This is a genomic window from Aliisedimentitalea scapharcae (genome assembly GCF_045277565.1).
GTDB classification, from domain to species: Bacteria; Pseudomonadota; Alphaproteobacteria; order Rhodobacterales; family Rhodobacteraceae; genus Aliisedimentitalea; species Aliisedimentitalea scapharcae.
Window position 1 is genome coordinate 1 of the sequence record NZ_CP123588.1, and the last position, 23,984, is coordinate 23,984.

Here is a 23,984-nt window from a genome sequence, read left to right on the forward strand (position 1 = left end):
ATGACCGTCCTAGTTGGTGGCTTTGCCCATGTTTGCGTTGAAGCCGTGATCACAGATGCTCACCGTGAAGTAGCCAGCGCCGGTCTCCCCTTTCTGAATCTTCTAGATGCCGCCGCACTCGGTCAGCTTGCCTCACGGGGAGCGTCCGGCGACGCGTTGCGCGAAGGCCGTCCTGTTCGACCTCGCGACGGGTTCGATGGTAATTTCCAGGTCGGAGGTTAAGATGGAGATTGAGCCGAAGCTTTTGGCGGTTTCATTGTCGGCGCTTGTGAAACTGATGCAGCCCGAAGGGTAGCTGCGCGGTTGACCAAGGCCTGACCACGCTGGATGCGAAGCGCCGCATAGAAGGGTAGGGGAGGAAGATGGGCCACAGCCGTTGTAGACGGGGCGGCCGCTGCGATGTGCATTCCATGCAACCGGTACGCACCGGGAGACCTGCGGGGACCGGAAAAAATGCCACAGGGAAATGCGCGGCGTACTTAAAACTGAACAAAACAAGTAGACCCCTTACTCTCGTGCACGCGCGCAACAAGCGTTGCGCTATAGTGCTCTCAACAGCCCGATCCCTTGCTCAAGAGGCATTGCACGAACGCCTTCGGCCACGGGGACGTCATGCTCTCCGGCGTAGATCAACAGCTTCCGGCTGGCCTTGATGTCTTCCGCGCCCACATAGAACCCGCGCGAGACCTTTGGCGCAGTCGTGCGCTTGATCTCAACGGCCCAGATGTCGCCCCCAGGCAGGCGAAGGACCAAGTCAAGTTCAGCTCCGGCAGAAGTGCGATAGAAGAAGGGTTCGGTGCCGGTTGGTGCAGCGGCAAGAAGGGCCTCGATACAGAACCCCTCCCAACTGCCGCCAACGACGGGGTGCCCGAGCAAGCCCTCGATTGTCCCAATGCTTAACAGGGCATGCACGACCCCGCTGTCGCGGACATAAACCTTTGGCGATTTCACCAAACGCTTGCCGACATTCTCATGCCAGGGCTGCAGTCGCCGCACCAGCATGAGATCAACGAGCAGATCGAGGTAGCGTCCAATCGTTTGGCCGGAGACGCCCAGCCCCTCGGCGAGGGCTGCAGCGTTCAATAGACCACCTTGCACATGCGCAAGCATTGTCCAGAAGCGCCGCAAGGTTGCGGCTGGAATACGCGGTCCGAGGGCAGGGATGTCACGTTCCAGATATGTACGCAGAAAATCCAGACGCCAATCCATGCTGGCTTGATCGCTTGAAGCCATGAAGCTGTCAGGAAAGCCACCACGCAGCCAGAGCGCATTCAACTGATCAGCCCCCACCTCGGTAAGCTGTAGAGGGGGCATTTCGATATACCTGACACGTCCAGCAAGGGATTCTGCCGACTGTTGGAGTAGGACGTTGGAGGCTGATCCCAAGAGCAGAAACTGGCCCGCTCGAAAACCGGCCCGCCTGCGCTGGTCGATCTGACCACGCAGGCTCTTGAACAGGCCAGGCATCTGCTGCACCTCATCGAGGATGACGAGTTTTCCCGCCTGTTCATCCAGATATAGATCCGGTTCGGTCAGGATCTGCCTGTCCGCATCTCGTTCTAGATCAAGGTATACCGATGGTTGCTCCGAAGCGATGTCTAGAGCGAGCGTGGTTTTCCCAACCTGCCGGGGGCCGAGGAGGACAACAGCAGCTTGGCTCTCGAGCGCGGATTGCACAAAGTGATGAGTTTGGCGCTTATACATACCTTGCAATTACTCCACACGATGGAAGATTTGCAAGGATAAACTGCTTAGCAGGTAAAGTTGCCACTCAATTGGAGATGTCGCCTGATGTGACGAACAGGCTTAGCGTCAAAACTCACTCATAGTATCCCAAGCCGCTTCGCCCGCTCCAGCAACATCTTCACTGATGATGGCTGCCAGCTTGTCCGGCCGCGGGGTGTGCGCTCACGCATGTTCTCCAAGCGGGCGCAGATGGCCTGAAGCGTAATGTCGGGATCGGCGCCCTTGATACCCGCGACGATGGCGGGCAGGCGATCATCTCGCGCACGCGGGCCCGCGCGATCAAGCACGGTCGCGGGGAGGAACCCATCGCGGACGTAGGCGTTCACAGCGCGCAGCAGACGGCTTTGCGTCCAGCGCCGGGCCTCGGGTAGGGGGCCGTTGATGATGCGCACCACATCTTCCCAAGCCAGATCGGGGCGCAGCCGACGCACATGGGGCACCCAGTCCTGCGCAGTTTCATTCAGGCGTTCCATATATCCGTCCTGTCGCGCCAGTCGGACCTTGCGTAGCGCAGCCGGATCCCGGGCGCGCAGGCCAGGGTTTCCGCCGACCCGCCCCTTTGTTCGTGCGCTGGCAAGCCCAGCTTTGGTCCGTTCACGGATCAGGGCGCGCTCGAACTCGGCTGCTGCACCCAGAACCTGCAGCGTGAACTTGCCCTGCGGGGATCCGGTGTCGATCGGGTCCTGAATCGAGCGGAAGAAGGCGCCCTTTGCTTCCAGCCGTTCGATCACCTCCAGCAAATGCGACAGCGACCGCGCCAGCCGGTCGATGCGCACCACCACCAGCGTATCGCCCTTGCCGATCCGTTCCAGCACCCGCGCCAGCACAGGCCGCGCACGATCACCGCCAGAAGCCTGTTCCTCATGGATTTCGACACAGCCCGCTGATTTCAGCGCCTGCGACTGGGGCAGGGGGGTCTGATCCTCGGTCGATACTCGCGCATAGCCTATCAACGGCATCAAATCCTGCCTTTTGCAGTTTGGGATACGGCTAATAAACGACCGTTTGTAAACGAATGCAAGGGCCGTCTCTGTGGCTCTTCTCGTCGGATTTCCCTTGGTTTCCTTACGCTGAGCGCGATCAGAGAGAACTCGCCGGGCATCGCGCGCGCGTACTATATAAGGAGCGTGGACACCCGTCGCGAAAACCCTTGGGTAATTCGCATAATACCGGTATTTTGCACATATGAAGCCACAAAGCACCGTCCAACATGATTTTTCAGAGGTTCTGCTCGAGGATGCCGAGGAAGCCGGAGAAACGTCGGAAGAAGATCTCTGGTTCCTGCCCGGTCCGATGGAGGAGGAGCCGGACTATCTGCCGCCCGGCCCACGGGCAGAGTCGCATGAAGCCTCGACCCTCGCCGATTGGGCGCGGGCCGAAGCAGGACTTGCGGCGCACCTCGCTCGGGTGGCCGGACGGATGGGCGCGCTGGACGAGCGGCTGCGGCGCGGCCCCGAGGGCTGGAGGCATCGGCTCGCGCTGATCGAGGCGGCCGAGCTGAGCTGGTTTGCCGGCGACCGGGTAAGTCCCGATCGACTTGCGCTCTGGATGTCCATGCGCCTGGCCGGCGTGCAGGACGACACGGGCGCTCTCGCGCGCGTCGGATGGGCCGTGCGACGCCTGACCGGTGGTCCGGGGCCCGAGTCGGGCTTCGCCGGTTTTCTCGATCGCAGCGACCCCGAGAACATCGCCGATGACGCGGACCGCTTTGCCGATCGCTCGGGAAGTTGGCTGGATCTGATGGAGGCGGCGCGCGATCTGCATCCGATTACCCGCGCCTGCATGGGCTATCACCTATGGAACCTTGCGGGTCTCGGCCAGCACGGCGACCGGATCGAGGCCGCCGTCACAGCGGGCCGGATCGCCGCGAGCGAGGGAAAGGGCGCGGTCTTCGCACCGCTGGCCATGGGTGGGGCAGGGGGGCTGCGCACAGGTGGACCTCCATCCGACCGTCTCGCCCGCTGGCTTGACGGGATGGACAGCGCCACCCTGACCGCCATGCGCCACCTCGACGATATCGAGGCATGGTCAGCACGGGCGGGATCCGTCATGGCATCCCTGTCAGGACGCACGCCGCCTGCCTTGCGTGAGGTGATGGCCGAGTGGCCATTGCTCTCGGCCCCGATGGCTGAAACCCTCACCGGCGCCAGCCGTGCTGCCGTGCAGCGCAACCTGGCATGGATGGAAGGGCAGGGGCTTATTCGGGAAGTTACCGGGCAGGGCAGGTTCCGGATGTGGCGAGTGGCTATGCAACCAATCTGTGGCGCGCCAAAAGGTCCTGAACCGTCATTGCCAGAGGCTCGTCTCGATCAACTAGATCCGTAGCGCGTCGATCACGCGCGCCATGTATGCCGTGTACCCGCGCGACACATGGGGGGCCCATCCGGGCTTCAGGGACAAGACGCGGCACTGGCTTGGTGCGCATCAGATGTTCCGGCGGCTGGGAAATCTCGTGCGGTCTGAGACCGAAGGCGATCTTGACCGCGCCCGCGACCCGGAGGATTACGCCGCGCGGCTGTCCTATTTCGGAGATGCTCTGGTCAGAAACCTGCACGGGCATCACGGCTGGGAGGATCACAGCTATTTCCCGGAGCTGTCAGTGGCCGATCCGCGCTTTGACGCGGGACTGGAGATTCTGGAAAAGGACCACGCGGCGCTGGACAGAGTGCTGGATCGGTACACGCGGGTTGCCAACCGAACGATCAAGCTGATTCAGCTTGATGAAAGTGCTGCCCGTGACGAGGCCGAGGCGGTCGAGGCCTTCCTTGCCCGCCATCTGAGCGACGAAGAAGAGCTGGCGGTGCCGATCATCCTGCATCACCGCCTGCGCGGATGAGCCATCATGACCAGCCCACTGGCGGGCGGTGCAGCGGATTGAAACGCTGCACCTCGCCCGTTCTTTCGACCCGTTTTCTGAGTGAGCGTTAATAATGACCCAATCCAAATCCACCATCCCGGCAGCTTTGCGACGGGTCACGCTAATACGAGCGACTTTGGGCAACCGGTTCGAACCGTGTAAACCCTAGGAAGGCTTGCCGATTTGTTCGCCGAAAGTTTCCAGTATCCAATTGTGAACAATTTGCGCCGGCTCGCTGAGCCGGTGAGATTCCTGGCTCAACAGATAGAAGCCTCTCCCGGTTCTGAATATCTCTCCGGTCGGGTTCACAAGCTCACCAGTGCGTAGATACCGATCGACAACGTGCCTCCATCCAATCGCGATACCTTTTCCTTCGCGGGCCGCGCTGATTACGTTACCGTAATCAGTGAACCACAACCCACCAAGGTTGCCGATGTTCTCGACACCAGCCAGACTGAACAGGTTCGCCCAATCTTCGCTTGCATGTGCCGGGCCGTCCAGGTTCAGCAAGCGGAACGGCTTTGTTGCGCAAATACCGAAGGGGGATTCATCTCGTGAATCCAGCATGGTAGCTGGTCTGCATGAGCAGACCCATCCCGCCGCGCTACAAGACCAAGAACTGGCCGGCCTACAACGAAGCGCTGAAGCAACGTGGCTCCCTGACCATCTGGTTCGACCCAGATATGACGTGGGTGCCGCCGCCCACCGGCAAGCGAGGCCGGCAGCCGTAGTATAGCGATGCCGCGATCCAGACGTGCCTGACGATGAAGGTCCTCTTCGGCATGGCGCTCCGGCAGACGACAGGCTTCGTCGAGAGCCTTTTGCGCCTGGTCGGCCTCGACTGGTCGGTGCCGGATTTCAGCACGCTGAGCAGGCGCCAGGAAACCTTGGCCGTGAGCATTCCCTACCGCGGCTCCCAGGGGCCCCTGAACCTGCTGATCGACAGCACCGGCATCAAGGCAGAGGGAGAAGGCGAGTGGCACGCCCGCAAGCATGGTGGCACAAAGCGCCGGCTATGGCGCAAGATCCACATCGGTGTCGATGAACAGACGCTGGAGATCCGAGCCATCGAGATCACCGGAAGCAACGTCGGTGACGCGCCAATGCTGCCCGAACTGCTCAGCCAGATCCCGGCCGACGTGGAGGTCGGCTCGGTCACCGCGGATGGTGCCTACGACACGCGCAAATGCCATGACGCCGTCGCCGACCGAGGCGCCCATGCCGTCATTCCGCCGCGCAAGAACGCCAAACCGTGGAAGCCCTCGACTGCCGGTGCGATCGCAAGGAACGAGGCGCTACGCGCATCGAAATACCTCGGTCGCGCGATCTGGCGAAAATGGAGCGGTTACCACCGACGAAGCCGCGCCGAGACGAAAATGCATTGCGTGAAGCTGCTGGGGCAGAGCCTCATGGCACGCGACTTCGATCGCCAGGTCGCCGAACTCCAAGTCCGTGCCGCCGTCCTGAACGGCTACACCGCGCTCGGCATACCTGACACTGAGCCCGTGGGATAAGTCCGTCTGGGGAAAGGGGAAGTCTCGGCTTCAACCTTTTTGCGCAACAAAGCCAAGCGGAACAACGGAATACTCCTGATATCCCGTAGTTCAGGGTTCTCCTCGGCGAGGCGCGGACTGCAGACAGGGAAGGTTTCCTCGTCAAACAGATGAATAGCGTCCACGCCGGGCCATCTGCCTTTCCCGTAACGTATGGCGAGATCAATCCCGTCCACATCGAAATCAAGCCGCTCGTCACTTTCTATCACCCGAATGTCTATCTCCGGGTAAGAAACGTGAAAGTCCGCCAACCGAGACAGAAAGGTCAATCCTGCAAAAGCGAGAGTGGTTGTGATCGTCACGGAGGGTCGGTCGTCCTGTGCCTGGATCTCTCGTAGACCGAGGCAGATCAACGACGTATTTGATCTGAATCAAGGCAGGCAGTTTACAGCCTTCGTATGATTAATTGCGATGGAAACTATTGATGCAGGATCACATTTAGTGACTGCCCTAAGAGCTTGGGAGAAAAAAGCATGCCAATTTTCTACAGAAACCGTCGGACTTATGCAACTCAAATGTTGACGGTAGCAGCCACTGCCATGCTCGTGGCAGCGGGACCGATGTCTGGCACGATGGTCTATGCACAACAAGCGAATGCAGAAGCCGGAGTGGCGATGGATATTGACCACGCGAAAATCCTGAAAGATGCTGGCGTCATTGGCGTTTTCGCCACATACAAAGTCAATCCGGACTACTACCAAAGGGCATCGGCTGAGCGGCGCGGTGGGGTTGATGAAGTGCTCGCCGTTGTTGATGCGCACAAAAGCGAAGTGCGAGTTGACGCCTATCTGACGAGGGGTCTTAGCTCTGAGAGCGACTTCATGCTTCGTGTCCACGCCTATGACCTCGAAGCGGCTCAAAATTTCATGACCGATTTCAAAAATACCCGGTTTGGGATGCACACGGAAGTTACCGAAACTCTAACCGGCATCACAAAATCCCTGAACTATGTCACGAAAGAAGCTTCGCCAGACATGAACGCTGCCTTGTCTTCTGCTTCGTACTCAGATGAGGAGCCGAAATACTCGATTGTCGTTCCGATCGAGAAAAATGCAGAGTGGTGGAACATGAGCCACGAAGAACGCCTTGCGGAGATGGAAGTCCACACGGCACCGACGCTTGAATTCCTCGTGAACGTCAAGCGCAAGCTTTACCATTCGACCGGATTGGACGATGTCGATTTTATTACATATTTTGAGACCGCTGATCTAAATGCGTTCAACAACTTGGCGGTGTCTTTGATGCAGGTTCCCGAAAATCTGTATCATGAACAGTGGGGTGAGCCGACCATCCTTTCGACCATCCAGCCGATTGAAGACGTGGTGAAGACACTTTCGGCATTGAAGTAACGCGCCGATGCTAGCAAGCACGGATAGGAGAAGAAGATGACCACTTCAACAAGACGTAGTTTCATCAAGGGCAGTTTGGCTGCGCTTGTGGGTGCCTCGGTGAATCCTTTCGGTCAAACCAGCGCCGCATTAGCGGCTTTGGTCCAGACCGAAGCGCGCCCATGGGAACAACAAATGCGAGACAAGTTCCTTGGGGAGACGAAGTTCCGCGCCGTCAATATGCCAAACTGCACGGGGTCCTGCGGCTGGAATGTTTTTGTGAAGGATGGGATCGTTCAACGAGTGGAGCAACCGCTCGATTACCCAGACGATGAATATAACCCGCGTGGGTGTATGAAGGGTCAGACCTATGTCCGCCGGGTCTATGCGGCAGACCGGATCAAATACCCGATGAGGCGAGTAGGTGCACGCGGTTCTGGCATATGGGAACGGCTCAGCTGGGACGAAGCGCTTGACTACGTTGCATCTGAAATGAAACGGATTTCCGAAAAATACGGTAACGATACAGTTTGGATTTATCCTCCTGTTCCTGCTACCGGGCTTGTAAAACAAGGCGGCGGCTTTCGCTTCGCTTCGGTGAACGGCTTCGGTATTGGTACATTCTACAACTGGTACGGTGATCTTCCGCTTGCGCATCCTATGACGTGGAACGTCCAGACGGAAGAGCATGAATTCCGAGATGTGCTAAATACAAAATATGCAATTATCTGGGGTTCTGATATATTTCAAACCCGGATGCCTGATGCGCATTTTTTCACGGATGTCAGGGCGAAGGGGGTGAAACTCGTCTATATCGCACCCTACTTTGACCCTACGGCCAGCGGTGTTGACGAATGGGTCAAACTTCGTCCAGGAACAGACGCGGCCCTGGCGCTCGGCTTGTGTCACGTCGTTGTGAAAAAAGGACTTGCAGACGAGGCGCACCTCCGCCGTACGACAAGCGGCCCGCTTCTCATCAGAGAGGATAACAGCAAGTACCTCAAGGCCTCCGATGTGGATCCCGACGGTGATCCGAAAACCTTCATGGTGTATGATTCCAAATCCGAAGCGCCCGTCCCCGACGTGTATTTCAGCGACGAACCGCCGCTCACGGGTAGCTGGTCGGTCAAGCTTGCAAATGGTGAAACGATCACCTGCTCCACTTCCCATACGCTGTTTCTCAAAACGCTTGATGAACACGATCCGGAAACAGTCTCCGAGATTACCGGCGTTCCAGTTGACGTCATTGAACGGATTGCGGTGGAGTATGCATCTGCAGATCCGGCGAGCATCTGGTCCGGCACTGGCATTAACCATTGGTACCACGGAGATCTGATGGGGAGAGCCGTGATTGCCTTGGGATGCATGACCGGTAACGTCGGCAAACAGGGCGGGGGCGTCAGCCCTTGGGCTGGTCAGTACCGGATGCGTCTCAATCCCACCGAGTATTTCTTCCCGAAGAAAAATGCGGACGGGTCCGAACGTTATCGCCCAGTTCCGCTCGACACGGCATATGTCGTAAATGGGCCAACGGAAACCATGGCTGATAAGGAAAAGCTGTGGCGCCAAATTCGGTGTATCTATGCGGCCGGGGGCAATCTGTTTGGCCAAGCCTCGGACCAAGCCCAGCTGGCGAAGACACTTGATGAAGAAATCGAATTTATCGTTTCTCCGGAAGTTCAGATGAGCAGTACCGCGCAACTCGCGGATGTCATACTGCCTGTCGTAAGCTGGTATGAGCTGCCAATGGACATCTGTACGACGCCCGCTCACCCATACCTTCAGATGCACGAAGGAGCTCTAAAGCCGATCTATGACGCCAAGCCTGACATAGAAATCTACTACGAACTTTGCAAACGATTGGGCACCGGTGATATCTTCAAGTTTAGTAAGCCTGAGCAAGCTGCAGACCTTTTGTTAAAGACTGGTGGTCCGCGAGTTGAAGGCATTACGCTGGAACGACTCAAAAAAGAACGAGTCATCAAGGTGAATCTGCCAACAGATCCATTCGCCCCCTTCACCGAGGAGGTCGAAGGCAAGAAAATGTTTGCAACGGCCTCAGGGCGACAAGAGCTCTATAAGGACGAAGACAGGTTTATTGAATACGGTGAACAGTTGCCCATTCATAAGGAGCCGCACGTCGCATCACCCTATGGAACATCGAAAGTTTGGAGCGAGGCGAAAAAGGAACGAAACCCAAACATGCAGGCCTATCCGCTGGTTTACCACGCAAGACATACGCGTTGGAGCGTTCACTCGTCTTGGAGAACAACGGATATTCTCCTTAAATTGGACGATATCGGCCAACCTTTGCTTGAGATGAACCGCGAAGAAGCTGCGAAGCGTGACCTAGTAGCGGGTAAGTACGCCATTGCGTACAACCAACATGGTTACATCAAGGCGAAGGTGAAAATTCGCGACTCAGTCCCGACAGGTGCTGTTCTGATCTATTTCGGATGGCAACGGCAACAAATCCGAGAGGGTCATTGGAACGGTCTATCTCGCGTTGATATCAATCCGATCCATGAAATCTACTTCAAACCAAATGTTTGGGGACCGGTGTCCGGGCATTTTGATCAAATTTGTGAAGTCAAGAAAGCTTAACTTCCGAAACTGAAAGGAAAGAAGATGTCCGAAGAGCTTTGGCAAAAATACTATGGTCAGCCAAACCCGAAATACGGAAATCGTGCACAATATGGGATGCTGATTGACATCAACAAATGTATTGGCTGTCACACTTGCACGATGGCCTGCAAGAATACTTGGACGAGCGGTTCGGGCCAGGAGGATATGTTCTGGAACAGCGTCACGACCGCGCCCTATGGAAAATATCCCCGTCACGGTGAGGAAACGGCCAGTCACGACGAGTATGACTATCGGTATCCAAATCTGTACCAGGACACACCCAAAGGCACCGGTCCTGACCTCTGGCAATTCTACTTGGCAAGACCGTGCAACCATTGCGCTAATCCAGCATGCCTACCGGCCTGTCCTACACGGTCAATATACAAGAACGATGATGGGATCGTGTTGATTGACCAAGACGACTGCAAAGGCTTCCAGTACTGCGTGAAGGCTTGCCCATACGACAAGATTTACTACAACGCAACGACGGGAAAATCAGAGAAGTGTGTATTCTGTTTCCCACTCTTGGAAAAGGGTCAAGAGCCGCAATGTGTCAAGAGCTGTACTGGCAAGATTCGAATCTTCGGAAACTTGATGGATCCGGAAAGCACAATTTCAAAAATGATACGCGATCCGTCTCTTGGTGTACAACCTTATGATCCCGAAGTAGGCCTCGGCGCGACCCATCGCACTATCAGCGAAGGTGAACGGCGTCAGTATCGACCGGATTTCGGAACTATTCCGTCCGTTTGGTATGTCCCTCCAAGGAACATTCCACCTGAAGAGGTTGAGAAGTATTTTGGATATGCGATGCAGGGTCTCATTCAGGAGCCTAACCCCGTGCCGGAAGAGGTTAAGATGAAAGATCTCTGAACTCGCGACTCTAGAACAAGGATAACAGTGTTATGACTGAAATGGTCAAAAGGTCCGACTTGTACGGTTCCGAAACTGCAATGGCAAGGGGTCAAATCTACAGCTTCCTAGAGCTGGCCTTTGGCCACCCTGCCGAACAGGGAATTGAGTATTTTCGACAAGAATCCACCGAAAAGTCGTTAGACGAAACTCTGAGTAAGGTTGATCGCCCAGCTGCTTTTGATAAAGAAATGTATAATTGTTTCGACCGATTTTTCAGGAATCTTAGGGAGTCATCTGTCCAAAGAATCGAGGGAGATTACATCAAGCTTTTCTCGAGTAACTATCCGATTATTCCTTGCCCACCCTATGGATCGCTTTTTACAGTCGATGAAACCAAGCGTCTCGAAGAAATGACGGCTGTCAAGGAGGCGTACCGAGAATCTGGTATGACGTTGTCTGATAAGCACGAGGAACTTCCCGACCACCTCGGCGTCGAGCTTGAGTTTCTTCAATACCTGAGTTTTCGGGAGAGCGAAAGCTTGCGAGATAAGGAAGGGGAAGTTGCAAAGTTCTGGAGGGACAAACAAGCTTATTTTCTTGCACGGTTTGCCGTTCCTTTCGTGACACAGATGGCTTTGATCGCCCAAAAAGCCGAACCAGATAACATTTACTCGGATTTGGTTGGTGCGATCCGGCTTTTTATCGATCACCACAGTGGCGAATTTACTGAGATTACCCTGGACGACAACAGAAGCTTGGAGGAATCGTGATGGGAACCCGCATATCGTTTATTGGACTACTTATGGCCGGCGCCATGCTGACCCCGACATCAGTATTTTCTCAGGAGAAATCTGATGGGGCAACGGACTCGTCTCTATCAGCACCAAGTCCGGTGCCTATGCCCTATTTCACGTCAGTAATTGAAGTGTCAGCCGAAAATGGGCGCCTAATTTATTCAGAAAATTGTTCAGTTTGCCATGGGTTGTTCGGTCGGGGCGATGGGCCTAGGGTCTCAAGCTTTGGAGAATACCAATACATTCCGGATCTTTCAGACGGATATATTATTGAAGGTCGTGATGAGGAAATAATGGAGGAAATCAGCGAAGGTCTTAACAGACTGGAGCCACCAGCAATCATCATGCCACAATTTAAGTATATTTTGGCGCGATCTGATATTGAAAGTGTTCTTGAGTATCTCAAGATACTTCCCGAGATAGCGCCACCCCTCATCGAATAGCTTGACACTCGTTACTGATCATACAGTGTGCGGGCGCGGCGTTCATGGCGTGGAGATGTCGGCCGTGTTGAGGAACTCGGCGTGGTGGATGTGGTGACCGGAACAATCAAGGGGTAGAGTTGAATTGACAACAACACGCGAGGGCGTTCTAGAGGCGCTGAAACGGATCACCGACCCGGTGAGCGGGTCCGATATCGTTGCTACGGGCGTGGTGCGGGCGCTAACGGTCGAGGGCGAGACAGTTAGCTTCGTGCTCGATATCGATCCCTCCAAGGTCAAGGCCTACGAGGCGGTCCGCGAAGCCGCCGAGGCGGCAGCGAAATCGGCGGGTGCGGAGCGCGTCTCGGCGGTGCTGACCGCGCATTCGGCAGTGGAGATGCCCGAACTCAAGCCCAAGCCCAAGGTCGTACCCGAGGGGCCGCAGCGCGTGCCCGGCGTCGACCACATCATCGCCGTGGCCTCTGGCAAGGGCGGGGTGGGCAAATCCACTGTCTCGGCAAATCTCGCCTGCGCGCTCGCCGCCAAGGGCCGCCGGGTGGGCCTTCTCGATGCCGATGTCCACGGTCCCTCGCAGCCCCGGATGTTGGGCGTATCGGATCGCCCCACTAGCCCCGACGGAAAGGTCCTTCTCCCTGTGCACAATCACGACGTCACCATGATGTCCATCGGCCTCTTGGCGAACGAAAATCAGGCGTTGCTCTGGCGCGGCTCGAGACTGGTGGGCGGGCTGCAACAGATGTTGATGGATGTGCAGTGGGGCGCGCTCGATTGCCTGATCGTCGATCTACCGCCGGGCACCGGCGACGTGTCGATGTCGCTGACAGAGAAAGCCAAGTTGGACGGCGCAATCATTGTCTCGACGCCGCAAGACGTGGCGCTTCTGGATGCGCGCAGGGCGATCGACATGTTCAATCAGTTGGATGTGCCGGTGCTGGGCATGATCGAGAACATGAGCGCGCATGTCTGCTCTAACTGCGGGCAAGAAGAGCATATCTTCGGCCACGGTGGTGTCAAGGCGGAGGCTGAGGGGCTAGGCGTGCCGCTGCTGGCGGAAATCCCGCTTCATCTCGACATCCGGCTCGCCTCAGACGGCGGCGCGCCCATCGTGGTTACCAAGCCTGACAGCCCGCAGGCGCAGGCCTTCCAGCAGGTTGCACGCGATCTCATAGGCATGGGCGTAGCATGATCGCGCCCCGCTTTCCCACCGCTGATGTTGGGCCTCGCCGTCACCGGCGCGACCGTCCCCTGCGAGTAGGCCCGCGCGCTTGCCGCGCTCGTATGCGACGCGAGACTGGTAGTGCATAAGTTGGGGGCGATGCCGCTTTCAATGTGCCCCACGACAAGCGACGCCTTGCCTCTTTCCTCGAGATCAGCCCGGAAACCTCAGCCGGGCGTTCAAGTTTTCGCGGAATATCGAGTAACCCAGCCTTTGATCGACAAACCGTAAATATGAAGGAGACCAAGATGACCAGATCCATGCCCGGTGCCGCCGGCGACCTCGCCGATGAGCATCCCGATATCTGGAAGGCCTATTCGGCCCTCGGCAAGGCAACAGCCGATTGCGGGCCGCTGACCGATCGGGAAAAACGGCTCGTCAAGCTCGCACTTGCGATCGGCGTGGGTTCTGAGGGGGCGGTGCATTCCCACACCCGACGGGCAAAGGTCGACGGGATCGAAGTTGCTGCAATCATTCAGGTGGCCATGCTGGCCATCGGACCGCTTGGCCTACCCCGCGCCGTGGCCGCCAAGACCTGGATCGAGGATATCGACGACTGATCCTCAGTGCAGCGGGCAAACCTCTAAAAAAATGGTTCTGCCTCAATCTGTGTGGCGCAACTATCCTGAGACTGGAAGATTCAGGAGGGATAGTTGTGATTTCAAAGAAGCACTGGTCGCCCGTGTGCGATGTTTCGGTTCAAAGCGTTAAGCCGGCGGGTGGCTTGTATCCGGCACTCTGGCACCTCAGGGCATTTGCCCTGACTGTGGTTTGCGTTCACGACGACGTCACGGATGGCCGCATCGGCGACAGGATTTTCCCGCACATGGAGACGAGGTCACAGTGGAACTCCAGGTTTGCCGCTGGCGATGTTTGGCTTCCGCTTGCCCGCGCCGAACGTTTTCAGACCAGATCCTATCGGTTGCACGTCCGTTTGCACGTCGCACCTCGCGTGTCGGGGAGATTGTCAGTCACTTGGGGCATGCGACAGGTGGGCGGACTGCCGAGCGACTCTTGCACATGGCCAATGCAGTCGCGCCGCGCCATTTCAGCGAGCTTGTGCTAGATCAACGAACTCTCCTGCTCTGTGTATAGAGTGATTGTGTGAAACACACGGGAGGAGTGTCGTATCATGACGTCAAGTTTGTTCGAGACAACGACAGGAGGCGGCACAATGACAGCTCTGACAAGAATCGTTGAGCAAGGGTGCGGGTGCGGCGCAGCTGATGAGTTGGGCGGTTTGGTCTCAATCGACGAGGCGATAGCCCGTATTGTTCGGAATGCGGTTGAGGTCGCGGAGACGGAAATCTTGTCTCTTGCCAGTGCACGCGGAAGGGTGCTTGGTGAGCCTGTTTGTGCGATCTCGGCCGCGCCACCGTTCGACAATGCGGCGATGGATGGCTACGCGATCAATTCAGCCTGCCTGACGGGGAATGGTCCGTGGATTCTTCCTGTGACAAACCGGATTGCGGCCGGGCAGAAGAACGTAGGATCGGTTCGCCTTGGAAACGCTGCGCAGATATTTACCGGCGCGCCAATGCCGGAGGGTGCGGATGCTGTAGTGATGCAGGAAAACGTCCAGCGCACCGAAGGCGCAATAGTTGTCTTGCAAAAGGTGAGGTCGAGTTCGCATGTCCGGCGAACGGGCGAGGACATGGTTGCAGGCGACGTTGTCGTATCCGCTGGCCGTCGTCTTACGGCGCGGGACATTGCTGCTTGCGCGGCCGCTGGGTCAGCGGCTGTTAGGGTCCGGCGTCGCGTTCGTGTTGCTCTTTTGGTCACCGGCGATGAAGTGAGTACGACCGGAGACTCCCGAAAAACTTCAGGCATCTGGGATGTGAATACCCCGATGTTGAGAGCCGCAATTGAGACGACCGGGATTGAACTTGTCCGCGTCGAAACCGGTGAGGATAACCGCGCCGGTCTACGACGACAACTTGGCGAACTTGCTAAGAGCGTCGATCTGATTGTTACCACCGGCGGTATATCTGTCGGCGAGGAAGACCATGTAAAACCTGCGTTGACCGATCTTGGCCTGCTCATGGCGTTCACTGGTGTCGTCATGAAGCCTGGGAAACCAGTTTCCTACGGGAAATTGGGAGCTGTGCATTGGCTCGGTTTGCCTGGAAATCCGCTCTCGGCATTCATTGCCTGGCAAATGTTTGGGACAGTGCTTTCCCGGTGTCTGTCCGGGGGCACGGCACCGCACAGCCGCCGCAGACACGTCGTCCTGTCGCGCCCGTTGCGTCACAAGTTCGGGCGATGTGAATTGCGATTGGCGGAACTGTCCGGGTTTGACGGCATGGGCCGAGAGGGTGTTCACTTTGATGATGCCACCCATTCCGGGCGCGTGGCTCGCCTCCCCATCGCGGATGGTGTCATTCTGATTCCCTCTGAAGTTGAAAACCTGCCAGAAGGCGCGCTGGTGGAATTCCAGCCATTCTGTGATTGATAGAGGAAGAATGACCATGAAAATCGCCTATACGATGGCACCCGGACGCGGTGATACAGATCAATTGCTGTTCACGCTGGCGCAAGATCTCGCGGCTGAGGGCTACCGCACCTGTGGGACAGTTCAGATCAATACGGATCGTGGCGGGCATCCTTGTGACATGGATGTTCAGGTGCTTCCGGACGGGCCTGTGCTGCGGATTTCGCAGAACCTCGGAGGGGAAGCGAAAGGATGCAGGTTGGATCCCGCAGTCTTGGAAACCGCTGTTGGATTGGTCGAGATGCAGCTCAATACCGCTCCCGAGCTTCTGATCGTGAATAAATTTGGAAAACACGAGGCCGATGGCCGGGGTTTTCGATCGGTCATTGCAGAGGCGATTTCGCGCGATATTCCTGTTCTTGTCGGGGTCAACTCTTTGAACCTGGACGCGTTTCAGGAATTCGTAGGCCCGGCGGCAACAGAGCTTGAGCCTTCGGGAAGTGTCTTGGTCAGTTGGCTGCAAGCAGCTATGGGCAAAGAACGGGATGTCGCCTGAGGCATCTGTGATCTTGATTAAAGACGCGCCAAATATTTTCCGGGAAGCTGAGCGGAAGCGCGGCTTATTGAAGGGCCGCGAATTTGGAATGGGCGACGGAAGGCGGCGGTCAATCGCGATACGCATTTTCCCAAGTCTTGAGCCGGGAAGCTGGCAATGCAGATCGGGGCATTTATGACTGATGCACTGAAAACCTACATGAGCCGCAATGTGCCGCGCTATACAAGCTATCCGACAGCCCCGCACTTCTCAAAGGCGATTGGCTCAAAGGAGTATGCACACTGGCTTGCGGCGCTACCGCCTGAGAAGCCTGTTTCTCTCTATTTGCATGTTCCCTACTGCCGCGAGCTTTGCTGGTATTGCGGATGCAATATGAAGCTGGCCAAGAAAGATGCGCCGGTCGCGCAATATGCGCAGACGCTTAACCGGGAGATCGATCTTTTGGCCGGGCATCTGCCGGACCGTATGGCCATCACTCATCTGCATTGGGGTGGGGGGACACCGACGGCGCTGGTGCCCGATGATCTGGAGCGCGCGATGCAGGCCGTGCGGGCCAATTTCAACATCACCGCCGACGCCGATTGACAATGATCCAACGGATCGGACAGTTGGGCTTCACCCGCGCCAGTTTCGGCGTGCAGGAATTTGACCCTAAAGCTCAGAAAGCGATCAACCGCATACAGCCGCCTGATATGGTGCGCCATTCAGTCGATGGATTGCGCGCGGCAGGGGTGGCGGGCATTAACTTCGATTTGATCTACGGTCTCGGATCTGATTGGTCAATTGGGTTGTGATGGCCAGGAGTTGCGTGCGAGCTGCAACCAACGACCGGATCAGCATCGCTTCGAACGACTTAACCCTGACGGCCTTATAGAAGCCAGTTTCGGCAAGTCTGGCCAACCCTTCGGCATCGTTTGCGTCGGTCTTGTTCAACGTCTCGCCCAAAATCTTCTGTGCGTGCCGTGCCTCGATGTAAATTGCCGGAAGCCCTTCCCCCGTCAAGGCATGAAAGAACCAAGTGGCAAGTGGACCGGTTTCAAAAACGACCCTCAAGGGATCGTGTGCGTGCTTGCGAACAATCTGCGCAATAATCTCGGGGTCGGAGGGGCATTTCCCGCGCCAAATTCTTTTACCGTCTTCCCGGATCGCGATCGCGGTATCCTTCAGCGAAACGTCAAGCCCTATACGCTGGCCCATGCTCAATCTCCATCTATTGCTTCGAACAAGACCCTTTTCGGATCACGCTCTGAATCATACCGAAGAAAAAGCATTCCGATGCCATGAAGGAAACGGCGAGACAGAGCGATTACCCCATGTTCTGCGATCCCTCCTCACCATGGCAGAAAGGGACGGTCGAGAACACCAATCGACGCGCAAGAAGATGGTTGCCGAGGAAGCGCGACATCACGGCACTCACTGATCATGACTTGAAGATGATCAGTGACTGCCTCAACGACACCCCCCGCAAATGTCTCGGATGGAAAACGCCCGCTGAGGTCTTCCGCGAAAAGATGATGGAAGAAATGGGGCGATCCCCTTACCCTCAGAGGCAATAGGAGTCGCGGTGATCTGATCCCCGCAAACTGGACCGTCTGAAGCTGGAGTTTTCCGCTACGATTTCCTGGCTGGGAGAGGAGCGGACTCACATGAAGGCATCGAAGTTTTCGGACGCGCAGAAAGCGTTCATCATCAAGCAGGGCGAGGAAGGCACGCCGGTGTCTGAGATCTGCCGCAAGGCAGGCATCAGCCAGGCGACCTACTTCAATTGGAAGAAGAAGTATGCCGGCCTTTTGCCGACCGAGATGAAGCGGTTGAAGCAGCTCGAGGATGAGAATGGGCGGTTGAAGAAGATCGTGGCCGATCTGACGCTGGACCGCGAGATGTTGCAGGATGTCATCCGGCGAAAGATCTGAAACCTGGTCGGATGCGCGAACTGGTGCGCGGGATGTGCAGCAATTGGGCGGTCTCGATCCGGACGGCGTGTGGCGCCATCGGATTTGATCGTTCGACGTTCCACTACAAATCCCGCCGCGCCGATCAGGCTGCCGTGGAATAGCGGATCAGGGAGATTTGCGAGACACGTGTGCGCTACGGCTATCGCCGGGTTCATGTGCTCTTGGACCGCGAGGGCTGGGGCATCAACATCAAGAAAGTCTATCGTATTTACAGGGAGTTGGGCATGCAGTTGAGGAACAAGACGCCAAAGCGGCGGGTGAAGGCCAAGCTGCGCGATGACCGTGCCGAAGCCGTCGGGCCGAACGATGTCTGGGCGATGGATTTTGTCCATGACCAACTGGCGACGGGCAAGAAGCTTCGGGTTTTGACGGTCGTGGACACGTTCTCGCAATACGTTCCGGTGCTCGACGCGCGGTTCAGCTATCGCGGGGAGGATGTCGTGGCGACGCTGGACCGGGTGTGCCGCAAATCGGGCTACCCCAAGACGATCCGGGTCGATCAAGGCAGCGAGTTCATCTCCCGCGACATGGACCTCTGGGCCTATCAGCGCGGTGTCACGCTCGACTTCTCACGGCCGGGAAAGCCGACAGACGTAAGCGTTTCCTGGCCCGCACCTTCCCAATTCTCACCTGACCTGAGATTTCGCACCTGACGGAGATTAGGGCAGGAGTTTCGCGATGGCGACTACGGTGGAGTTTCTCAGGGACTACGGGGTGGACATACGGACCAATGGTCAGCGACGCTGGCCGGATGAGGTCAAGGCGCGGATCGTGGCTGAGAGCTTGAAGCCTGGGGCGACAGTGAACGGGGTTGCTGCCCGGTATGGGCTTCGGGCGAACCATTTATCGGAATGGCGCAGTCGGGCGCGCGATGGCAGGTTGGTTTTGCCCGCAGTTGAAGACGATGACTTTTGTTTTGCGTCGATTGTAGTGGCGGATGATGGCGGCGATGCTCCTGTGCCAGTAGCGTCTGCACATCTGGCCAAGTCTGACGTTGCACCATCTGGTCCTATCGAGATTTGCATCGGCCAGGTGACAATCCGGCTTGATGGCGCCACAGGGGCTGCGCGGGTTGGTGAGATTGTACGGGCGATCGGTGCGCGGCCATGATGTTCCCGTCCAATCGGGTGCGGGTTCTGGTCTCGACGCAGCCTGTGGACTTCAGGAAGGGTCATGATGGCCTGGCCGCGCTCGTGTCATCAGTGCTGCGCAAGGATCCGTTCACCGGCACAGTGTTTGTGTTCCGCTCACGCCGGGCGGATCGGCTAAAGCTTTTGTATTGGGACGGCACCGGTCTGGTAATGGCGTATAAGCGGCTGGAGGATTCGACCTTCACCTGGCCCGCGATCAAGGCTGGGATAATGGCGCTGAACCATGCCCAATTCGAGGCGCTGTTTGCAGGTCTGGACTGGCGGAAGGTAAAGGCGCTGGAGAGGCGCCCACCATCTGCGGCAGAGTGAATCAACCGCCTGGTTTTGCGTGTTTTTACTGGGGCTTTGTGGTAGCTCTGGCCTATGCAAACAGCCCCCATTCTTGATCTTTCTGCCATCCCGGTTTTGCAGCGCGCAGCGGTTCTGGCATTGATGGATGAGGTGACAGCGCTGAAGGATATCACCAAGCGGCAGGAACATCTGATCGCTGAACTGAACCACGCCCTGCATGGCAAACGGTCAGAGAAGCTGTCCGAGGATGAGCGACAACTGGCGTTCGAGGATCTGTCCATCGCGCTGGCCGAGGTCGAGGCGGAAAAAGAAAAACAGGCCGCCAAAGCGGGCGACGGGACGGCCAAACCGTCGCCCAAGCGCACCATCGGCAACCTTCCCGCTGCGCTGCCGCGCATCGAAGAGGTCATCGAACCTGACAGCCTGATCTGCCCATGCGGCTGCGGTGTCATGCACAGAATTGGCGAAGACCGCAGCGAGCGGCTGGACATCGTGCCTGCCCAGCTGCGCGTCATCGTCACCGTGCGCCCGAAGTATGCCTGCCGGACCTGCACCGACGGGGTCACCCAGGCATCAGCGCCATCGCATCTGATCATGGGCGGCCTGCCGACCGAGGCCACCATCGCTCATGTGCTGGTCAGCAAATATGCGGACCATCTTCCCTTATACCGCCAGAGCCAAATACTGGCGCGCGCAGGGCTTGATCTGCACCGCGCGGTGCTGGCCGATTGGGTCGGAAAAGCGGCGTTCCATTTGAAGCCGGTTGTCGACCGGCTGGCCGACCATCTGAAACGATCCGGCAAGCTGTTCATGGACGAGACAACGGCTCCGGTGCTGGACCCGGGGCGCGGAAAGACAAAGACCGGGTATCTTTGGGCGTTGGCTCGCGACGACCGAGCTTGGGGCGGTGAGGACCCGCCCGGCGTGGTTTACTTCTATGCCCCGGGTCGTGCGGGTGAGAATGCCGAAACCTTCCTCACCGGCTTCGATGGCATCCTGCAGATCGACGGGTATCAGGGCTATAATCGGTTGACCAAACCTTCGCGCAAGGGTGGTACGCCCATTCGGGTGGCCCATTGCTGGGCGCATGCGCGCCGCAAGCTCAAAGAAGTCTTCGACCGCGACGGATCAGAGATCGCCGCAGAAGGGCTGCACCGGATCGCCGAATTTTACGCCGTCGAGGCCGATATCCGCGGTATCTCGCCCGGCCAGAGATTATCAGCCCGTCAGGCCCGCACCGCGCCGCTGGTCGCAGCCTTCGGCGACTGGCTTCAGGCGCAACGCCGCAAAGTCTCCAGTAAATCCCGGCTCGGCGAAAAGCTGACCTACATCCATAACCATTGGAATGGGCTGCAAACCTTCCTGACCGATGGCCGCGTCGAGATCGACAACAACCGCGTCGAAAACCTCATCCGCCCCATCGCCCTCAATCGCAAAAACGCGCTCTTCGCCGGCCACGACGAAGGCGGCATCGCATGGGGCCGCATCGCCTCGCTGATAGAGACCTGCAAGATCAACGGCGTCGAACCCTTCGCCTATCTCAAGGCCACCCTCTCAGCAATCGCCAACGGCCACCCGCAAAGCCGCCTTGACGACCTTCTGCCGTGGAAATTTGCGCCGTCAAGCTAATCCGCTGGTGCCATCCAGCTAACGCTTACCGACAGACAATGCGTTCATCGAAGCGTTCAATGGCCGGTTCCGTGCCGAGTGCCTAAACGCCCACTGGTCCTGACGCTTGCAGATGCGGCCGAAAAGTTGGAGAGTTGGCGTAGATACTACAATGAGGAACGGCCACACAGCGCGATCGGCAACAAAGCCCCGATCACGCTGGCGAAATCGGGGGGCATCACCAGCCTGTCACCCTGATCGAAGCCGGAAAACTCTCGCCAAGGGCGGTAGAAGGTTCGGGGTCGGACCAAAACCCAAAGGGCTCCGGTTCCGGCTGGATGAAAGTTCAGTGGCAGGTCAGCGGTTCAAGTATCGCTCACAGTTGCGATAGTATATTATTGTATGTATGCTGGAGGTCCCCTGCCAAGGAACCCTAGCATGAGCGTACTACTTAGAATCCGACTTATATCGTTGGTCGTAGCCCTGGCTTTGACTGGGGTTTCGCTGCCTTCCAACTCAAGGGCTCAAACCTATCCTATCGACTGCGCGATCCTGCTTTGCCTATCTGGTGGCTGGCCAGCTTCCATACCATGTGCGCGAGCCCGTGCAGAGTTCATTCGCCGGATTACACCATGGCCGGTCGAGCCTCCGCTGCAAATCTGGCGCTGTCCCATGGGCGCGTCCTACGAGTTCGAACCTCAGCCAAGCGGAACAAACCGTATCTTCGACGCCTTGTTCGGAACTGATGATTTTCACCCACGCCAGTCATTCCTCATGACCCATCGCGCCCCTGAAGCAATGGCAGAAACGGCCGTTCTGAGCATTGACGAAACCTCGAAGGCGCTCGTTCCCGTGAATCTTGCCCTACGCCTCGTTCAAGATCGCGCAGACATCGACATCAGCGGACCGGAGTTCAATTTCGTGCGGTCCATCCGCGTCTTTGACGTTCGTTATGCCCACCAGCACGAATCCGGGCGAGATGGCGACTGCAACCGTAGCGCCGTAGTGGTCCTCGGTACCTACGGGACCCAGGGCGATTTCTCTTGGCAGCGATCTTCTACTGCCGCCCTCCCCTCGGCCCATGTGGGACTTGAACGCTGGGGGGAGCATTGCCCAAGCATCTACCATCGGTCGGTATTAGTGGATTGGCGCGACTATGAAGGCAAATACGGGTACGAGCAGGTAAATTACTGATCCGCCGCCGCCAGCCGCAAAGCCATTGTGCTCACGTGCAAGACCGGTCCGTACTAGCCGTTTCGGAAACGGTTCTCCAGACTTCCGCCACAAAACCAATAGGTTGCCCGCACCCGGTTTGTCGCAGGCACTTTACTCGGTCACTGCTGACCGCCAAAGCTACTCGCGACCACCACTTTTTGCTTCGATACGGGTCAAACCGACGAAATCAATTTCACGCTTCTCCGCGTCATTCAGATCGGGTTGACATCGTGCAACTCGCTGCGGGCCTCTGGCGTCCCACATCACCGCAAGTGCGCCCGTACTCCAGCGATATACCCAACCGACGACACTACGCTCATCGGCTGCAATCAAATTGGCGATCGCGACGCCTTCGACCTTATCTTCATTCACTGTCCAATGACTTCCTGCAATTGGGCTTTGTCGATCGCAGCTTCGACTTCCGAAGCGTTTGCTGCAGCGGCATGCCGGGTTTCGTTAAATTGGTTAGCTGCTCTTCCTCGCGGCAACGAAATTCACACCGAGAGAAGTCAGCTCCCGTGTTCTCGATTAATGAAATTGCTCAAATCCGGTGGTCGGGCTCCGTGGCGGCTTCAACGATCGCCAGAACCTCGATGGGGTCAAAGCCGATGGCGCGCGCCAGAACGACCAGTTCGACGACGTCGACCCGGCGCTGGCCGCTTTCAATGCGCGCCACAAGGGATTGATGGCACTTGAGCTTGACCGCCAAGTCCTCCTGACCGAGGCCCGCCTTGATGCGGGCGTCGACCAATGCTTGGCAGAGTGCCACCTGTCCTTTGCTTCTGATTGTCTTTGCCACGCGTCACATACCTTTTGTGACGTCGCTAGCGGATGAAATCTGTTATCTAAAAAGTAGATATTTGAGAGTGTTATCGGCGTCTGGTTTCCATGGGCAGCAAGTCTGATGCTCCCGAGGTTGCCCATCAATCCCCTACCAATTGCAGAAATCGGCCATAGTCTTCACTGACTTCGCGCGCTTCCTCGAAGGCACGGGCCCGTTCACCGTCGAGGCAACGGAAGTAGCTCTGGATATCCTGGATGTAATCTTCGAAATCGCCACGGATGATGTCCGCATAGTCCCGCGCTGCCTGCGAATCGCTTGGCACGAAAGGACGGGCCGGGGCGAAGCAGGATTCCGCCAAAACTGGTCCGGGAACGCAGATCAGAAGGACCATAGCTTGCAATGGGAGCAGGCCTGTCAACCTTGGGTTTCTCAAACCTGTTATCTCCTTGATCGCGGACACTGGCCGTGACTAGTGTTTGCGTAACCAAACTACAGCTAAAGCACGATATTACATCTTGCGGTTGTTATTATACTATCGTAACTCTGGGCTTCAAGTAGGAATGCCCGGGCGTTGCG

General features: G+C 57.3%; 24 protein-coding genes and 5 pseudogenes. 21 read left to right on the top strand and 8 right to left on the bottom strand.

All coding sequences use genetic code 11. The features are described 5' to 3' along the window. Positions 1–540: 540 nt before the first annotated feature. Together QEZ52_RS23135 and QEZ52_RS23140 are read right to left on the bottom strand one after the other, a co-directional pair. On the bottom strand, positions 541–1,704 hold the full coding sequence (locus QEZ52_RS23135) for an ATP-binding protein (RefSeq protein WP_012187061.1): 1,164 nt from the start codon (positions 1,702–1,704) through the stop codon (positions 541–543). A 119-nt stretch (positions 1,705–1,823) separates the two neighbouring features. Beyond that, entirely contained in the window at positions 1,824–2,705 is an 882-nt protein-coding gene (locus QEZ52_RS23140; protein WP_012187060.1) for a recombinase family protein, read from the bottom strand. Between the two features lie 226 nt (positions 2,706–2,931). Between QEZ52_RS23140 and QEZ52_RS23145 the strand changes: the two genes are divergently transcribed. Both QEZ52_RS23145 and QEZ52_RS23150 read left to right on the top strand, forming a co-directional pair. After that, positions 2,932–4,071, top strand: a complete 1,140-nt coding sequence (locus QEZ52_RS23145) for a hypothetical protein (protein WP_316300672.1) — start codon at positions 2,932–2,934, stop codon at positions 4,069–4,071. A 127-nt stretch (positions 4,072–4,198) separates the two neighbouring features. Next, a complete protein-coding gene (locus QEZ52_RS23150; protein WP_406651478.1) occupies positions 4,199–4,582 on the top strand; it encodes a hemerythrin domain-containing protein in 384 nt (127 codons plus the stop codon). A gap of 186 nt (positions 4,583–4,768) precedes the next feature. On the opposite strand, the gene QEZ52_RS23155 is transcribed toward QEZ52_RS23150, so the two are convergent. Continuing rightward, the gene (locus QEZ52_RS23155; protein WP_199259374.1) at positions 4,769–5,170 is read right to left on the bottom strand and encodes a LysR substrate-binding domain-containing protein; all 402 of its coding nucleotides are present in this window, start codon (positions 5,168–5,170) and stop codon (positions 4,769–4,771) included. 14 nt (positions 5,171–5,184) lie between these two features. Between QEZ52_RS23155 and QEZ52_RS23160 the strand changes: the two are divergent. Next, positions 5,185–6,117: pseudogene (locus QEZ52_RS23160) on the top strand (IS5 family transposase). Here the strand turns inward: QEZ52_RS23160 and QEZ52_RS23165 are convergent. After that, positions 6,075–6,458, bottom strand: coding sequence for a LysR substrate-binding domain-containing protein (locus QEZ52_RS23165; RefSeq protein WP_199259375.1), 384 nt, complete (start codon positions 6,456–6,458; stop codon positions 6,075–6,077). The pseudogene QEZ52_RS23160 and the gene QEZ52_RS23165 sit on opposite strands and share 43 nt — an antisense overlap. Positions 6,459–6,629: 171 nt before the next feature. Between QEZ52_RS23165 and QEZ52_RS23170 the strand changes: the two genes are divergently transcribed. The 11 genes from QEZ52_RS23170 to QEZ52_RS23220 all read left to right on the top strand — a co-directional run bounded on the left by QEZ52_RS23170 (position 6,630) and on the right by QEZ52_RS23220 (position 16,989). Continuing rightward, entirely contained in the window at positions 6,630–7,505 is an 876-nt protein-coding gene (locus tag QEZ52_RS23170) for a chlorite dismutase family protein (protein WP_316300680.1), read from the top strand. Positions 7,506–7,541: 36 nt separating this feature from the next. Then, positions 7,542–10,088: a molybdopterin-dependent oxidoreductase gene (locus QEZ52_RS23175; RefSeq protein ID WP_316300682.1), complete on the top strand. Its 2,547-nt coding sequence runs from the start codon at positions 7,542–7,544 to the stop codon at positions 10,086–10,088. A gap of 24 nt (positions 10,089–10,112) precedes the next feature. Beyond that, a complete protein-coding gene (locus QEZ52_RS23180) occupies positions 10,113–10,982 on the top strand; it encodes a 4Fe-4S dicluster domain-containing protein (protein ID WP_316300685.1) in 870 nt (289 codons plus the stop codon). Between the two features lie 32 nt (positions 10,983–11,014). Beyond that, positions 11,015–11,734, top strand: a complete 720-nt coding sequence (locus QEZ52_RS23185; RefSeq protein WP_199259379.1) for a molecular chaperone — start codon at positions 11,015–11,017, stop codon at positions 11,732–11,734. Further along, positions 11,734–12,201: a cytochrome c gene (locus QEZ52_RS23190; protein ID WP_316300686.1), complete on the top strand. Its 468-nt coding sequence runs from the start codon at positions 11,734–11,736 to the stop codon at positions 12,199–12,201. Before QEZ52_RS23185 ends, QEZ52_RS23190 begins: the two co-directional genes overlap by 1 nt. Before the next feature lie 124 nt (positions 12,202–12,325). Next, positions 12,326–13,387 (top strand): Mrp/NBP35 family ATP-binding protein, encoded by a 1,062-nt coding sequence (locus tag QEZ52_RS23195; protein WP_199259381.1) that lies wholly within the window; start codon positions 12,326–12,328, stop codon positions 13,385–13,387. Positions 13,388–13,665: 278 nt separating this feature from the next. Further along, the gene (locus QEZ52_RS23200; RefSeq protein ID WP_199259382.1) at positions 13,666–13,977 is read left to right on the top strand and encodes a carboxymuconolactone decarboxylase family protein; all 312 of its coding nucleotides are present in this window, start codon (positions 13,666–13,668) and stop codon (positions 13,975–13,977) included. A gap of 211 nt (positions 13,978–14,188) precedes the next feature. Continuing rightward, a complete protein-coding gene (locus QEZ52_RS23205) occupies positions 14,189–14,512 on the top strand; it encodes a hypothetical protein (protein ID WP_199259383.1) in 324 nt (107 codons plus the stop codon). 79 nt (positions 14,513–14,591) lie between these two features. Then, a complete protein-coding gene (gene glp, locus QEZ52_RS23210) occupies positions 14,592–15,869 on the top strand; it encodes a gephyrin-like molybdotransferase Glp (RefSeq protein WP_199259384.1) in 1,278 nt (425 codons plus the stop codon). Positions 15,870–15,885: 16 nt separating this feature from the next. After that, positions 15,886–16,404, top strand: a complete 519-nt coding sequence (locus tag QEZ52_RS23215) for a DUF2478 domain-containing protein (protein ID WP_406651495.1) — start codon at positions 15,886–15,888, stop codon at positions 16,402–16,404. Between the two features lie 174 nt (positions 16,405–16,578). Next, entirely contained in the window at positions 16,579–16,989 is a 411-nt protein-coding gene (locus QEZ52_RS23220) for a hypothetical protein (RefSeq protein WP_406651484.1), read from the top strand. Positions 16,990–17,169: 180 nt separating this feature from the next. Here QEZ52_RS23220 and QEZ52_RS23225 read toward each other — a convergent pair. Then, positions 17,170–17,601, bottom strand: a pseudogene (locus tag QEZ52_RS23225) (transposase); the annotation flags it as partial. 113 nt (positions 17,602–17,714) lie between these two features. Between QEZ52_RS23225 and QEZ52_RS23230 the strand changes: the two are divergent. From QEZ52_RS23230 to QEZ52_RS23260, 7 genes and pseudogenes are all read left to right on the top strand, one after another. Continuing rightward, positions 17,715–17,960 (top strand): annotated as a pseudogene (locus QEZ52_RS23230) (transposase); the annotation flags it as partial. Between the two features lie 90 nt (positions 17,961–18,050). Further along, a pseudogene (locus QEZ52_RS23235) lies at positions 18,051–18,952 on the top strand (IS3 family transposase); the annotation flags it as partial. A gap of 85 nt (positions 18,953–19,037) precedes the next feature. Next, positions 19,038–19,469, top strand: coding sequence for an IS66-like element accessory protein TnpA (tnpA, locus tag QEZ52_RS23240; protein ID WP_316300517.1), 432 nt, complete (start codon positions 19,038–19,040; stop codon positions 19,467–19,469). Next, positions 19,466–19,819, top strand: coding sequence for an IS66 family insertion sequence element accessory protein TnpB (tnpB, locus tag QEZ52_RS23245; RefSeq protein WP_316300519.1), 354 nt, complete (start codon positions 19,466–19,468; stop codon positions 19,817–19,819). Before tnpA ends, tnpB begins: the two co-directional genes overlap by 4 nt. 123 nt (positions 19,820–19,942) lie before the next feature. Then, positions 19,943–21,430 carry an IS66 family transposase gene (tnpC, locus tag QEZ52_RS23250; protein ID WP_406650379.1) on the top strand — a complete coding sequence of 496 codons (1,488 nt, stop codon included), beginning with the start codon at positions 19,943–19,945 and terminating at the stop codon, positions 21,428–21,430. A 28-nt stretch (positions 21,431–21,458) separates the two neighbouring features. Beyond that, positions 21,459–21,667 (top strand): annotated as a pseudogene (locus tag QEZ52_RS23255) (transposase); the annotation flags it as partial. Positions 21,668–22,081: 414 nt separating this feature from the next. Beyond that, positions 22,082–22,603 carry a hypothetical protein gene (locus QEZ52_RS23260; RefSeq protein ID WP_316300524.1) on the top strand — a complete coding sequence of 174 codons (522 nt, stop codon included), beginning with the start codon at positions 22,082–22,084 and terminating at the stop codon, positions 22,601–22,603. A 159-nt stretch (positions 22,604–22,762) separates the two neighbouring features. On the opposite strand, the gene QEZ52_RS23265 is transcribed toward QEZ52_RS23260, so the two are convergent. From QEZ52_RS23265 to QEZ52_RS23275, 3 genes are all read right to left on the bottom strand, one after another. After that, a complete protein-coding gene (locus tag QEZ52_RS23265) occupies positions 22,763–22,996 on the bottom strand; it encodes a hypothetical protein (protein WP_316300526.1) in 234 nt (77 codons plus the stop codon). Positions 22,997–23,165: 169 nt separating this feature from the next. Beyond that, positions 23,166–23,423 carry a helix-turn-helix transcriptional regulator gene (locus QEZ52_RS23270; RefSeq protein WP_316300528.1) on the bottom strand — a complete coding sequence of 86 codons (258 nt, stop codon included), beginning with the start codon at positions 23,421–23,423 and terminating at the stop codon, positions 23,166–23,168. 124 nt (positions 23,424–23,547) lie between these two features. Next, positions 23,548–23,799, bottom strand: coding sequence for a hypothetical protein (locus QEZ52_RS23275; RefSeq protein ID WP_316300530.1), 252 nt, complete (start codon positions 23,797–23,799; stop codon positions 23,548–23,550). Between the last annotated feature and the right edge of the window lie 185 nt (positions 23,800–23,984).

Excerpts from the sequence above, each read along its gene's own strand:
- tnpB (WP_316300519.1), top strand. The coding sequence starts at position 19,466 with ATGATGTTCCCGTCCAATCGGGTGCGGGTTCTGGTCTCGACGCAGCCT.
- tnpC (WP_406650379.1), top strand. The coding sequence starts at position 19,943 with ATGGATGAGGTGACAGCGCTGAAGGATATCACCAAGCGGCAGGAACAT.
- QEZ52_RS23190 (WP_316300686.1), top strand. The coding sequence starts at position 11,734 with ATGGGAACCCGCATATCGTTTATTGGACTACTTATGGCCGGCGCCATG.
- QEZ52_RS23180 (WP_316300685.1), top strand. The coding sequence starts at position 10,113 with ATGTCCGAAGAGCTTTGGCAAAAATACTATGGTCAGCCAAACCCGAAA.
- QEZ52_RS23215 (WP_406651495.1), top strand. The coding sequence starts at position 15,886 with ATGAAAATCGCCTATACGATGGCACCCGGACGCGGTGATACAGATCAA.
- QEZ52_RS23135 (WP_012187061.1), bottom strand. The coding sequence starts at position 1,704 with ATGTATAAGCGCCAAACTCATCACTTTGTGCAATCCGCGCTCGAGAGC.
- glp (WP_199259384.1), top strand. The coding sequence starts at position 14,592 with ATGACAGCTCTGACAAGAATCGTTGAGCAAGGGTGCGGGTGCGGCGCA.
- QEZ52_RS23155 (WP_199259374.1), bottom strand. The coding sequence starts at position 5,170 with ATGCTGGATTCACGAGATGAATCCCCCTTCGGTATTTGCGCAACAAAG.
- QEZ52_RS23200 (WP_199259382.1), top strand. The coding sequence starts at position 13,666 with ATGACCAGATCCATGCCCGGTGCCGCCGGCGACCTCGCCGATGAGCAT.
- tnpA (WP_316300517.1), top strand. The coding sequence starts at position 19,038 with ATGGCGACTACGGTGGAGTTTCTCAGGGACTACGGGGTGGACATACGG.
- QEZ52_RS23170 (WP_316300680.1), top strand. The coding sequence starts at position 6,630 with ATGCCAATTTTCTACAGAAACCGTCGGACTTATGCAACTCAAATGTTG.
- QEZ52_RS23220 (WP_406651484.1), top strand. The coding sequence starts at position 16,579 with ATGACTGATGCACTGAAAACCTACATGAGCCGCAATGTGCCGCGCTAT.
- QEZ52_RS23260 (WP_316300524.1), top strand. The coding sequence starts at position 22,082 with ATGGGCGCGTCCTACGAGTTCGAACCTCAGCCAAGCGGAACAAACCGT.
- QEZ52_RS23140 (WP_012187060.1), bottom strand. The coding sequence starts at position 2,705 with ATGCCGTTGATAGGCTATGCGCGAGTATCGACCGAGGATCAGACCCCC.
- QEZ52_RS23145 (WP_316300672.1), top strand. The coding sequence starts at position 2,932 with ATGAAGCCACAAAGCACCGTCCAACATGATTTTTCAGAGGTTCTGCTC.
- QEZ52_RS23175 (WP_316300682.1), top strand. The coding sequence starts at position 7,542 with ATGACCACTTCAACAAGACGTAGTTTCATCAAGGGCAGTTTGGCTGCG.
- QEZ52_RS23185 (WP_199259379.1), top strand. The coding sequence starts at position 11,015 with ATGACTGAAATGGTCAAAAGGTCCGACTTGTACGGTTCCGAAACTGCA.
- QEZ52_RS23275 (WP_316300530.1), bottom strand. The coding sequence starts at position 23,799 with ATGGTCCTTCTGATCTGCGTTCCCGGACCAGTTTTGGCGGAATCCTGC.